The organism is Sulfurimonas sp. HSL3-7, from assembly GCF_039645985.1.
In the GTDB taxonomy this organism is placed as follows: domain Bacteria; phylum Campylobacterota; class Campylobacteria; order Campylobacterales; family Sulfurimonadaceae; genus Sulfonitrofixus; species Sulfonitrofixus jiaomeiensis.
This window is the reverse complement of record NZ_CP147919.1, coordinates 897,908-910,484: the sequence shown is the minus strand read 5'-3', so window position 1 is coordinate 910,484 and position 12,577 is coordinate 897,908. Positions and strand designations below refer to the sequence as shown.

12 protein-coding genes are annotated in these 12,577 nt (G+C 47.0%); 8 read left to right on the top strand and 4 right to left on the bottom strand.

Annotation, left to right across the window (positions count from 1 at the left end; genetic code table 11):
* The first annotated feature begins 6 nt into the window (after window positions 1-6).
* The 6 genes from WCY20_RS04655 to WCY20_RS04630 all read left to right on the top strand — a co-directional run bounded on the left by WCY20_RS04655 (window position 7) and on the right by WCY20_RS04630 (window position 4,843).
* On the top strand, window positions 7-600 hold the full coding sequence (locus WCY20_RS04655; RefSeq protein ID WP_345977382.1) for a DUF2238 domain-containing protein: 594 nt from the start codon (window positions 7-9) through the stop codon (window positions 598-600).
* Between the two features lie 123 nt (window positions 601-723).
* Window positions 724-930 (top strand): hypothetical protein, encoded by a 207-nt coding sequence (locus WCY20_RS04650; RefSeq protein WP_345977381.1) that lies wholly within the window; start codon window positions 724-726, stop codon window positions 928-930.
* A gap of 27 nt (window positions 931-957) precedes the next feature.
* The gene (locus tag WCY20_RS04645; RefSeq protein ID WP_345977379.1) at window positions 958-1,344 is read left to right on the top strand and encodes a hypothetical protein; all 387 of its coding nucleotides are present in this window, start codon (window positions 958-960) and stop codon (window positions 1,342-1,344) included.
* A 482-nt stretch (window positions 1,345-1,826) separates the two neighbouring features.
* Window positions 1,827-2,357, top strand: a complete 531-nt coding sequence (locus tag WCY20_RS04640; RefSeq protein ID WP_345977377.1) for a DUF4136 domain-containing protein — start codon at window positions 1,827-1,829, stop codon at window positions 2,355-2,357.
* Between the two features lie 72 nt (window positions 2,358-2,429).
* A complete protein-coding gene (locus WCY20_RS04635) occupies window positions 2,430-3,758 on the top strand; it encodes a hypothetical protein (protein ID WP_345977376.1) in 1,329 nt (442 codons plus the stop codon).
* Complete coding sequence (locus WCY20_RS04630) at window positions 3,755-4,843, top strand: trypsin-like peptidase domain-containing protein (RefSeq protein ID WP_345977375.1); 1,089 nt, start codon at window positions 3,755-3,757, stop codon at window positions 4,841-4,843. Before WCY20_RS04635 ends, WCY20_RS04630 begins: the two co-directional genes overlap by 4 nt.
* A gap of 7 nt (window positions 4,844-4,850) precedes the next feature.
* Here the strand turns inward: WCY20_RS04630 and WCY20_RS04625 are convergent, their stop codons facing one another.
* Window positions 4,851-5,420, bottom strand: coding sequence for a YceI family protein (locus WCY20_RS04625; protein WP_345977373.1), 570 nt, complete (start codon window positions 5,418-5,420; stop codon window positions 4,851-4,853).
* Between the two features lie 142 nt (window positions 5,421-5,562).
* Here WCY20_RS04625 and WCY20_RS04620 point away from each other — a divergent pair, with 142 nt between their 5' ends.
* Both WCY20_RS04620 and WCY20_RS04615 read left to right on the top strand, forming a co-directional pair.
* On the top strand, window positions 5,563-7,518 hold the full coding sequence (locus tag WCY20_RS04620; RefSeq protein WP_345977372.1) for a M3 family metallopeptidase: 1,956 nt from the start codon (window positions 5,563-5,565) through the stop codon (window positions 7,516-7,518).
* On the top strand, window positions 7,515-8,516 hold the full coding sequence (locus tag WCY20_RS04615; protein WP_345977370.1) for an endonuclease/exonuclease/phosphatase family protein: 1,002 nt from the start codon (window positions 7,515-7,517) through the stop codon (window positions 8,514-8,516). The genes WCY20_RS04620 and WCY20_RS04615 overlap by 4 nt, the downstream gene beginning before the upstream one ends.
* Before the next feature lie 3 nt (window positions 8,517-8,519).
* Here the strand turns inward: WCY20_RS04615 and ung are convergent, their stop codons facing one another.
* From ung to WCY20_RS04600, 3 genes are read right to left on the bottom strand one after another with little or no spacing between them, the layout of a single operon-like run.
* Window positions 8,520-9,194 (bottom strand): uracil-DNA glycosylase, encoded by a 675-nt coding sequence (gene ung / locus WCY20_RS04610; RefSeq protein ID WP_345977368.1) that lies wholly within the window; start codon window positions 9,192-9,194, stop codon window positions 8,520-8,522.
* Window positions 9,191-11,158: a bifunctional diguanylate cyclase/phosphodiesterase gene (locus WCY20_RS04605; protein WP_345977367.1), complete on the bottom strand. Its 1,968-nt coding sequence runs from the start codon at window positions 11,156-11,158 to the stop codon at window positions 9,191-9,193. Before WCY20_RS04605 ends, ung begins: the two co-directional genes overlap by 4 nt.
* The gene (locus tag WCY20_RS04600) at window positions 11,159-12,568 is read right to left on the bottom strand and encodes a DUF3373 family protein (protein ID WP_345977365.1); all 1,410 of its coding nucleotides are present in this window, start codon (window positions 12,566-12,568) and stop codon (window positions 11,159-11,161) included.
* Window positions 12,569-12,577 lie beyond the last annotated feature (9 nt).

Below are 12,577 nucleotides of genomic sequence, written 5' to 3'. Positions count from 1 at the left end.
ACTGTTATGTTCAAAAAAAGCTTGATCGTCATCTTTGTTGCATTGTGGATCGTACTTGCGATCAACCCGGTCGATGTCGGCATCTGGGCACTCGAAAACATTCTGGTCGTCACGGTGTTTCCCGTCGTGCTCTGGCTCGACAAACGTTACCGCTTTAACAACCTCACCTACCTCAGTCTGACAGCCTTTGTCATCTTGCATCTCTTCGGCGCGCACATGACCTACAACAACATGACCTATTTCATCTGGTATTCGGACTGGTTCGGATGGGAGCGGAACTATTACGACCAGTTCATCCATTTTCTTTTCGGCCTCATGGTCTTCGTGCCGTTTTTTGAGGTCTTTTACCATCAGGGCATCTCCAGGCGGCTCAGCTACCTGATCGCGTTTTTGTTCATCACCAGTATCGGTGCCGGGTATGAGATCCTGGAGTGGCTGAGCATGGAACTGTTCTGCCCGAAACCTCAGGAGATCTGTTTAGAACAACTCACACAGGGCGACATCTGGGATGCGCAAAAAGACATGCTCTTCGCTGTTATCGGTTCGGTTTTGGCACTGATCCTGCATAGCCTTTGGGGCAAAAAAACGCCCATTAGGTAACAAAACCGTCCGCTTTCTAAATGTTTCCATATTGAGACATTCCTGTAATCCTATCGATATCCTTAGCAATTACAATCTCCTCATCTTGTTTATAACGGGGCTATAATGAAAGATAATGTTTTTTTGATCCGTTCTTTGGACAGCGGTTGGGATTGGCCGGATATTTACAGCGAAAACGATGTAGAACTGTACTGCCTTGAAGAGCTGGAAGTCCCTGAAGAGCATATCGATGATGTCGAATATTTAGACAACGCATTTCGCTTGACCCTCAAACGACAACGTAGCTACCATCGTGATGACTGGTATGTCAACCTTTTGCGCAGTGCGTAATCGTAATCTACTATGACAGGAAAACAGATGAAACAGATGAGTGTCCAGGAGTACGCCAAGCTGATCGGCAAAAACGAGAAAACGGTCTACCGCATGATCAAAAAATCGAGCATTGTCGCCGTTAAAGAGAAGGGCAAACTCCGTATCAACGTCGACAAAAATCTGTTAAATGTAATCGACAGGGCGCAGCAGGCACTCGAGGAGGCAAAAGCCATCCTGCTTAACATTGAACAGGCATCCGAAAAGATCGTGAAACCGGCCAAAAACCTTATTAAAACAGCCCAGCCTGTCGCTAAAAAAAGCGTTCCTAAGAAAAAAATGATTACTAAGAGCACGAAAACTGCTGCAAAGCCCGTGAAAAAAACGGTTAATAAAGCTGCTGCCAAGAAAACTGTGCAGAAAAAGGGAAAATAGGCTGCAGGCAGTATCTCTGCCAGGGGTCATCCCTGATTTTCTCAGTGAAGAAAGGGGAGGCCCATTATCGCTGCACGCCTCAAGCGACTCGGCATCGGCCGGATTCACTTCTCAAGACACTCGGGAGAACGACCGGGTACCTTCCGGCCGGCAGATGGGTTCGGACAGAATGTTACCGATAGTAGCACTAAAAACCATGCTCTTTTCACTTCTATTTAGGATTAAAGTTCTTTAGGGTACGATTTCCTTCGTACCTTTTTCGGCATGTTTGGGGAATAAACAATTCTAAGCATGCCGAAAAGGGTATACCCTTCATCGGCTATCACCTAAAAATATTTCCAAACAAAATACTAAGCTACAGATCGAATCAATACCGTATATTCTCCGGAATAGAGCCGCTAGTCATCTACAAGAGCACATTTTTCAGCTTGATCGCGATAGAAATAGCTACAATATTATATTTTACGATCCAAGGAGTTCCCATGCGTATTTATCTGCTAGCTCTTTTTCTGATCTTAGTCAGCGGATGTTCGTCGCTGAAGGTCCAAACCGATTATGACCCCGACACCGATATACGTGCACCCAAAAATTTTGCTGTTGTCCACAAAACATTTGAAGGTGAAGACACCCTGACCTCCGACCGCATCATTGCCGCCCTCAAAAGTGAACTGACGCGAAAGGGTTATGTCGAATCGCCGCAGGAAGAGGCCGACTTCTATCTGCTTTTTCATACCGGGGTCACCTCAAAGACCCGTATCGACACCGACTACCAATATGTCAATATGTACCCCTACACCTACGGTTACGGCTACCATACCATCGCTGTGCCGCAGACGCGGACCTACAGCTATGAAGAAGCCAAACTGATCGTCGACGCAGTCGTTCCCAAAAAGAACAAGATCATCTGGCGCGGGACCGCGGTGGATTATCTCAAAGAGATGAAAACACCGCAGAAGAAAACGGCCTACATCAACAAGGTCGTCAAAGAGCTGCTCAAAAGCTTTCCCAAATAAAAGCGGCTTCATACGCTTTTCAGGCGACGCACTCTATACTCGTTTTATATTCGTAAAAAGCAGGAGTGTACGATGAGTGAATGGTTATACCGTCTTTTTCACCATTCAAAAGCTGCTCACCCGATACGACACTATTTCGGCCGCAGCATCAATGCACAACGCCATCCCCAGGAGAACGAGCTTTTCAACCAGGCGATGGAGGCCTTTAGCGAAGGCAGGACGGTACAGGCCTACGAACACTATCTGCGTTCACTTGAAAACTTCAACGCCGCAGAGTCCAACGAGAATATTCTGCTCCATTATGCGGATGACACCCTCCACTTTGAACTCTATCAAGGCACCGCCGTTATCCGCGGCAGCGTAAGCGATAAATATTTTGAAGCCCATGCGGTCATCACCGCGAAGGCACTGATGAATATCGCCATCAAACGCCATCTTCTCGAACGCAATGACCAGCTGACCTATGTGCGTTATTACACCCATGGCGAATTTTTGCAGCTCAAGCTCTATCTGGACAACACGACCATGACGCCCCAGAAGATCTTCTACCCGCTTCGTGAACTCGCCCTCAATGCCGATTATGAGAAAGAGTACATCCACTACCACTTCAAACAGAAGAAGCTGACCGAGGTGGAACATCTCCAGAGTATTGATGAAGATGAGCTTCGCATCAAATACGGTGCCATGCAGCAATGGATAGAGGATTGCCAGCTAGCGCTCAAACAGCTCCCGGCTAACGACAATAACAGCACTGTCTCTTTTACGCTCTTGAGTCTGCTGCTTCAGATAGACTATCTGATCGTCCCGCAAAATGACATTGCGCAGGAGATCATTGAAAAGATCAGCAGCTACTTTATGGAGGACGAACGTCTGGTCGAACAGAAGAATGATGAACTTCTCAACTTCATCCTGAAACTCCAGAAACTCGATTTCGAAACCTTTGCACCCTATTTTTACAAGGCCTGTTACACCTTTTCGCCGATGGAGCGTGCCACGATAGAAGAGCTGATCCAGTTTATAGAAGCCTCGCTGGAAAAGTCACGCTGGTTCAGACACCATCGTTATCCGCATGTCGTCTCGACCATCTATCACTATATGGCATTCTACATGCTCTACAACTACGGTCTTCACCCCTCTTATCAGGCGTTGCTGCATCTGCTCGTCGAGGTCAATAACAGTGACTTCTTTGTTGCACTGGGGTACAGACCGCTCTATCATACGCAGAGCAAGCATTTTGAAAAAGAGGCGATCATCAGAGCGGTCAATGATGCTATAGAGCCCTATCAGAAAGAGTTCAGCAACCTCGTACCCTTTGGAAAAGAGCTGAACTATACAACGTTGGAGGAGTTCAGTCACAGTTTTTACCTGCATCTTAAAAACCTGAACTATACCGAACTATGAACACACAGACGATACTGCAGACCTACATCAACAACATCATCCAGGTCAACACCCCCTACAGCAGCGGGAGCGGTTTTGTGGTCGACGGTGTCATCGTCACCAACGCCCATGTCGTCAGCGGCCTGAAAGAGGTCGTCATCTCGGCCAAAACGCTCAAACGCCAAAAAGCAGCCGTGATCTACGACGATCAGGTTCTGGATCTCGCCTTCATCGCATTGCCGCCACTAAATATTGAAAACCCCCTTCATCTAAGTTCAAAAGAGGTCCGCGACGGTGATCTTGTTGTTGCCGTCGGTCACCCGTACGGCCTCAACTACTCGGCAACAGAAGGGATCGTCTCCAAAGCAGACCGGCTGGAAGGCGAACTTGAATACCTGCAGATCGATGCCGCCATCAATCCCGGCAACAGCGGGGGACCGCTGCTGAATAAAAAGGGCGAGGTGGTCGGAGTAAACACCTTTATCCTGCTCAATGCACAGAACCTCGGGTTTGCCCTTCCCTACTATTATGTCCGTGAAGCACTCGATGCCTTCAAGGCCTTGAACAAGACAAATATCATCCGCTGTTTTTCGTGTAAAAACCTCATCGAAGAAGAGACAATAGAAAATGACTGCTGCCCCCGCTGCGGGGTCAAGTTGAATGTCGCGAAAGAACGGCGTCTGGGGTATCGGCCTTCAGGGACCGTTGCCCTGATCGAAAAGATTCTCTCCGCACTTCACATCGACGTGACCCTGGCACGCGAAAGCCAGCGCAGCTGGAAATTCACGCAGGGCAGTGCCCACATCAATGTCAACTACTTTGAAAGCGGCGTCATCGTCGCCGACGCCCTTCTCTGCAATATGCCGAAAGAGAATATCGAAGAGATGTATGACTATCTCCTCGAAAAAAATGACAGCTTCAACTACCTGCAGTTTGCGATCAACGAGAACAGTATCATCCTCTCCTACCTCATCATCGACTCTTCACTCACTTTCGAAGAGGGAAAAAGGGGGCTCGAACGCCTCAAACTGGCCGCCAACCGGTACGACGACATCCTGATCAATCAGTTCGGAGCGACCCGGCCGAAACGCGAAGACGAATTTTAGGGTTTTCCTAATCACAGTGCTTTGCAAGATCAAAAGAGAAACCGACTGCGACATCTTTCCACGTCTTCCCTTCGTGGGGTGCATAACAGTTTAAGGTCAACATCTTCAGTGGTTCTTGCGCATTAAAGTCGAAAAGGTCAAGGACACCCTTGGCACGGAATTTCCCGTCTTTGACGGTATAGCGCAAAGGGATATCGATGGCTCTGTTGTTCATCCCAATATTCACCACTAAACGGCCTGACGCCTCATCGCCCTCTACCGATATTATTTCGGCATCGATCACGGCACCCTGCATCATATTAAAAAAGAACTGAACCAACTTCGCATCTCTGAAAGGATCGTTGGTGTCGACATTGTTGACCTCTAGCTGAACACGGCTTTTAGTCAGTAGACGTTTTAGATCTTCCGCCTCTTTGTTGCCATGATATACCGTTGCCAGAAAGCCGCCGTCGACACCTATTTTTTTAGGCGTTTTATAGGCTGTCCACTCAACCTTGACCGGTGTGGTCATCTCAAGTCGGCACTCCGCCTGCAGAATCCCCGCCGTTGCCAATAGTATCATAAACAGTCTATTCATATTTTGTCCTAATTTTTGTGCAATAATTATAAGCAGATTAACTTTAATAGACTAATATTCATTAATAATTAGAGATCATTGAATAGATATTGCATATCTGGTTTTTATTCAAAGAACTCAACACAATAACAGCAGGATCCTTATGAGCAAATCACCTTTTATCCCTTTTGAAACCAATCTTGACAGCTTTATCAGCGAACTGAGCGAACGGCTTGACACCAACCGTAAAACACTTATCCAGCTTCTCGACATCAAGGAAAAAACCTACCAGAACTTCGTCAAACCCTTTGAGATGATGGACGAAAGGCTCGATCACTTCTTCACCCCCCTCTCCCATCTCAATGCCGTCAACAACTCCGAGACGACACAGAAGGTCTATGCCGACGCCCTGCCGCTTCTGACTGAATATTCGACGGAGATCGGACAGAACCTTGCCATCTATGAGGCTTTTAAAATCATCAAGGAACGCGAGTACCCTGCTCTAAACAAAGAACAGCGCCGGGTCATCGACCTGAACATCCAGGGATTTGAGCTCTCCGGTGCCCACCTTGACCACGGCCCGAAAGAGCGTCTGAAAGCGATCAACCTTCGCAAAAGCGAACTGACGAACGATTTTTCCCAAAACCTGCTTGATGCGACCAATGCCTATGAACTTCTTATCCCTGACGAAAAAGATGTCGAAGGTCTGCCGCAAAGCGATATCGAGGCCGCCAAAGTCGAAAAGGAAGGTAAGACGTTCTACCGTTTTACTCTGCAGATGCCGTCGTACATCGCCTATATGACCTATGGCCCCAACAGAGAGTACCGTGAAGAGCTCTACCGGGCCTATACCACTAGAGCCCCGCAGAACAGTGCCATTATCGATGAGCTGCTTGCGCTGAAGATGGAGAGGGCACAGCTGCTGGGCTTTAAAAGTTTCGCCGAGTACTCTCTCGCAACGAAGATGGCACCGACGACACAGAGTGTCATAGACTTTTTGGAAGAGCTTGCGGCCAATGCCCACCAACAGGGGCAGGAAGAGCTAAAAGTACTCAGAGGGATGAGCGAAGAGCCGCTGGAGAGTTTCGACACCGCCTACTACAGTGAGATCCTCAAAAAAGAGCAGTACGATATCGATGCGGAGACCTATCGTCCCTATTTTGAACAGAACTCCGTCGTAGAAGGGATGTTCGTCTTTCTGCACCGCCTCTTCGGTGTCAGCTTCAGGGAGACGGATGTGAAGCTGTGGGATGACAAAGCGGGCGCCTATGATCTCTATGTCGATGAGACGCTTCGCGCCCGCCTCTACCTCGACCTTGAAGCCAGAGAGAGCAAACGCGGCGGCGCATGGATGCACAACTGGCAGAGCCACTGCAAAGACGAGAACAACCATGAGCAGCTCGCCTCGGCTTTTGTCGTCTGCAACTTCCCGCCGTCCAGTGCCGAGAACCCTTCTCTCCTGCGCCACGATGACGTCGTCACCCTCTTTCATGAGATGGGTCACGCGCTCCATCACCTGCTATCAACGGTAGATGAAAACGGGGTGAGCGGGGTCAACGGCGTCGAGTGGGACGCGGTGGAGTTTCCGTCACAATTTCTGGAGAACTTCGCCTACGAGCCTGAAGTCCTCAAACTCTTTGCAAAACATTATGAAAGCGGTGAGATCCTAAGCGATGTGATGATAGAGAAACTCGTGCGGGCCAAGAACTTCCAGTCTGCGATGGGGATGCTCCGCCAGCTCGAGTTCTCTCTGTTTGATTTCAAACTGCACCTCAGCCTTTATCAGAAAGAGGAGGTACAGCAGCTGCTGAACCGTGTTCGCGAGAAAACAGCACTGATCACGCCGCCGAGCTACAACAAGTTCCAAAACGGGTTTTCGCATATCTTTGCCGGCGGCTATGCGGCGGGGTACTACTCCTACAAATGGGCAGAGGTCCTGAGTGCCGACGCCTTTTTCGCTATTGTCGATCAGGGTATTTTCGATACGAAACTGGGCAGGGACTATCTCAACATCATCCTGGCAAAAGGCGGATCACAGAGCATGCAGGAGCTCTTTCTTGAACTGCTCGGACGGGAACCTGAAACACAGAGCCTGCTGCGTCTTAACGGCATCAAATGAAAAGGGCCCTGCTCCTTGCACTCTTTTTGGCAACACTACTCACAGGAGCAGAAGTGAAAATAGCGACCTATAATGTCGAAAACCTCTTTGACCTCACCTACAGCGGGCACGAATATGAGGAGTACATCCCCAACAGTTCCTGGCAGTGGAACAGCGACACCTACCGCAAAAAACTCAAAAATATCGCCCGGGTCATTGCTGATATAAAGCCCGATATCATTGCGCTTCAGGAGATTGAGTCCCTGCAGGCGCTCAAAGATCTGAAAGCGCAGATCCAAAGAGAGGGACACTATTTTCCTTACTATGCCATCGCCACCGCAAAAGAGACCACCGTTAAAGTAGCACTGCTTTCAAAGCACCCTCTCCAGACACAGGAGCTACGTGTCACCGCCTCTTACCAGTACCGCAACATCATCGAAGCCAAAGTACAGCTCGGCAGTGAAAAGCTCTATATCTTTGTCAACCACTGGAAGTCCAAGTCAGGTCCGGAGAGCATGCGCATCACGTCTGCAAAAGCGCTGAAACAACGGCTTAACACCCTTGGTGATGTTAACTACGTCCTTTTAGGTGACTTCAATTCGGACTACATAGAAAACGTAACATTTAGCAAAAAACGAAAACTCAATAACACAGACGGCATCACCGGTATCAACCATATCCTGAAAACGACAGCGCATAATGAAGCGGTTACCTATGATGATCTAAAGGGATGTACGAATTGCGCCTTCAACCTCTGGTATGAACTCCCGAAAAAACAGCGCTGGAGCCACAAATACCGCGGTCGGGGCGAAGGGCTTGACAGCATCATCATCGCACCAAAACTTGCGGATGGTAAAGGGCTAGAGTATGTCAGAGGAAGCTTTCAAAAATTTGATGCCCCTTATCTCTTTAAGAAAGACGCCATCAATCGATGGGAACGCAGCCGAAAATACCCTAAGCACCACACCGGGAGAGGCTACTCCGACCATTTGCCTATATACGCTGAATTCAGCTATTAAGCGTTATGAATCCAGGCACCAGTCTATCGGTCCTATTCCATTCGCACGAAGATAGGCATTGGTCTTAGAAAAAGGTTTTGAGCCGAAAAAACCTCTATAGACTGATAACGGTGAAGGGTGTGGCGCTTTTAAGATCAGATGCTTATCCGCGTCGATCAGCTTCTCCTTACGTTGTGCCGGCTTGCCCCATAATATAAAGACCAGATGCTCCTTCTCGTCGTTCAACAACTTTATCGTTGCATCGGTAAACCTCTCCCATCCTTTTTGCTGATGCGAGCCCGCTTCCGATGCACGCACACTGAGTACCGTGTTGAGCAAAAAAACCCCTTGTTCGGCCCAGAAAGTCAAATCCCCCTCTTTGGGCATAGAACAGCCGATATCATCGACCAGTTCCTTATAAATATTCTTAAGCGAAGGCGGCAATATATGCGTGCGCTTGACCGAAAAAGAGAGGCCATGCGCCTGGTCGGCGCCGTGATAAGGGTCCTGACCCAAAATGACCACCTTCACATTTTCATAGGGTGTCATATTGTAGGCGTTAAAACGGTCTTCTTTCGGAGGGTATACCGTCGCTATCTCATCCTCTTGGCGCAAAAAAAGTATCAGCTCTTTATAGTACGTTTTTTCAAACTCACCGGCTAGCTTTTCCCGCCAGCTTGTCTGCTCTCCCTGCATCATGAAAGGCTCTTTTTGATCTCTTTGAATGGTACCGGTTTACCCAGCCAATACCCCTGTGCCCAATCCACGCCAAGGTCTTTAACGGTATTATATATCGCTTCCGAACTGACAAATTCGGCAACGGTTTCAATCCCAAGCTTCTGCGCAAGTTTGACAATGGTCTCCACCATTATTTTTGAGTTCTTGTCTGTATCTATGTTTGAGATCAGTGAGGAGTCGATCTTAATATAGTCCACCTCTATATTTAAAATATGGGAAAAATTGGAATAGCCCGAACCAAAATCGTCGATGGCCACTTTCGCCCCGAAAGAACGCACTGAGTCTATAAAAAGCTGCACATCGGCATAATTATCCATTGCCTCTGTTTCCAAGATCTCAAACGTTATAAAATGGTTATACTCAAAAGAGTCAAGTGCATTAGTGATCATTTCTACGATTACGCTGTTATTAATATCATCGACCGATAGATTGATCGAAACAGCTATCATTTCATTCTGTATCGTCTCCAATACTTTATAAAACATTGCACGTGTGATTTCAGGGTAGAGGCGCAGACGCTTGGCAATGTCAAGAAACTGGAACGGAGGTGTCACCGTGCCATCTTCTTCTATCATACGGGCAAGACCTTCGTAACGAGCAGGCGCAGCACTCTCTTTAAGTGAGACGATAGGTTGATAGTAAGGTACGACATTACCGCTGTTAATGGCATGCACCAGTTTTTTGGAGCAGCGAAGATTCGATTCATATACCTTCTCCATCTCCATCGTCGATGTATAGACAGAGAGCCCGGTATGATGTTTTTTTGCCTCTTTCAAAGCGATATCTGCGCAGGCCAGCTGATTGAAGCTGCTCGAAGCGACACCCACACTGGCCGTTAGGAAATAGACATCTTCGCCATAGACAAACTGTTTTGAGTTAAGACGCTGCTGCAGTTCTCTTATACTCTCAGCGAACTCCTCTTTTACTCGGACCTTATTGCTCAGAAGTGCAAACTCATCGCCGTTTACATGATAAAGACCGCAAGAATCGGGTGTACTCTCTTTTAAAAATCCGGCCATCTCTTTAATGGCTATATTACCGAGTTCTTCGCCGAAGTAGTCATTGAATTCCTGAAACTTGTCAAGATTGAAAAGTGCAATATTGACACTCCCCATATTTCTAATATCCTCGATCAAACGATTGCGATTCGGTAGCTGTGTCAAAGGGTGATGATAATAACGGTACTCCAACTCTTCTGTTTTTTTCGCCACATCACATTCGAGATCATGGGAATAGTTTTCCAGACGTTTTTGCAGTTTTCGTTGCTCCGCTTCTGCCTCCAATGCCCGTTCGGTCTGCGTCTTGTATTTTTCATTTAACCGATGCATAGAGTAAAAGGCAAAAAGCAGTAGAATGATCCCTCCAAAAATAGAGTAGATCACAAGCTTTTTAGCCTTGTCGCTGCGCTCTTGTATCTGTGATATCGCCTGACTTAAAAAGATACCGCTGAGATCCTGAAGTTCAGTGACATCGCTTGTCACTTTTTCAGTGACACTGTCGTAGCCTGCCAAAGCATCTGTAAAATCGATCTTTTCACCGTTTTTCCACGCGCCAACCATTGATTCTTCGACCAACTTGAATGCAATAATGCGTTTATGAAGTCGCGCAAGATGGCCTTTTAGTTCAGTATTATCCGTTCTTTCTACCATAAGATCAAGCAACTTGATGTTATCTTCAAGCGCAAAGCCTTCTTCACTAAGATCGATCTCCTCTTTTCTGATCATTTTTTCCAAGATTAGGGTTCGGTGCTCTTGTACATTGTGCTTGACCGCGTAGGTCAATTCCACCAGATTCAAGAGTTCGTCTTGAATATTCTGTATAATGGTTTTAGCATTTGAAATGGCGCTGTTACCTACATAAAGAGGTATAATAAAAAGGAAGATGGAAAAGACAATCAGTATATAACTGCGAACTCTCAGACTCATCTAAAAACTCGCATTCAATTGCAAATATCCTACCTGTTGAAGACCGTTTTTTTCAATCGGCGTACCAAAATGCCATCCCGAACCGGTATAGGCCTCTTTAGTGTACATATAGCCGACCTTGGTGAACATATAGCGGTCAAACTTCCAAATCAGGTATCCTTCGCCGACATGACCGCGAGTCGCGAGTTTATTATACATATCTTCCGCTCCCTGTGTCGCAGCAAACCAATATTTGCTTCCGTAATTGTATTCGCCTCCCAATATCCATGTGTGGCCAAGGTCATACAGTATCCCCGTATAAACGGAATACCCGTCAGTCGAGAGCATCTCACCTGTCGCATAATCCGAATTACTAAAGTTGACACTGCTCCCTGGTCCATAATCGTCTACGTTTCCGTTAGCACGAGGATGAGACATTGCCGTATGAACAAAAAGTGTCATACCGCTGTCGGCTATCTTTTCCGCATCTACTCCCAGACCAAATGTAACCATAGTTCCAAGATTATCTGCATTATCCGCTGTCACATCAGGCCCTAAATAGGGATGGGCTTTAAGAGCATGCAGAATATTGACCCCCGCACTGAAAAGTGTATATGGGGTCAAACGGGTATCAAAGTAGAGTCCATAGATATCGGCATTGTCTATCGTCTCTCGGTTACACTGATAGGGATATATATTCGGGTCTAATGTATAAGCCTGCGCTGCGATCGCACGCAAAAAACTTTTACCGCCGAAAAGATGAGTCAATTCTGACGTCAGAATTACGCCGTAGCTGTCCATATCAAAGACAAGTGCAGGAAAGACTGATTGACGGGCACGGACTTCTGCATATTGCATCGGTGTACCTCCGGAAGTGGGCAGTACGCCAAAACTGAAAATAAATGGGTAGTCGGAATGGTGAGAAAAACGGTAATCAAAATAGGCCCTGTCAAAATCGATACCGCTGATCGAACCGGAAGTTTTGATATCATTTGAAAGTATACAAAGGCGCTGGTCGGATTGCGTCGAATGCTGAAATACCAGACGACCGTGAAAAGAAATATCTTCAAGGAGTTTTGCCCGCATGTTCAGTCGGAAGCGGACCGAAGAAGCAATCCCAAAGTCTTTGTCAAAATCATCCCGATTACGGTCGATAGAACCATCTGAACTCGGAGTTGGAACAGGTTCAAATTCTCCGACTTTATAGTGCATCTTGTCAAAACGCAGTCTTACTTCTGGCGTAAAGTCAATAACGTCAGTAAAAGATTTTCTCTCAACACTATCTACGACAGATTGCATATCATCTATATTGGAAGCAGTCGTGTTATGTTGACCTTCCAAGTGCAATATTCGGTCTTCTAAACTTTTAATACGTTCATCAGCTGCATCAGCGATAAGTATAAGTGGAAAAAAAAGTAATAATAAACGCATCTATATCCT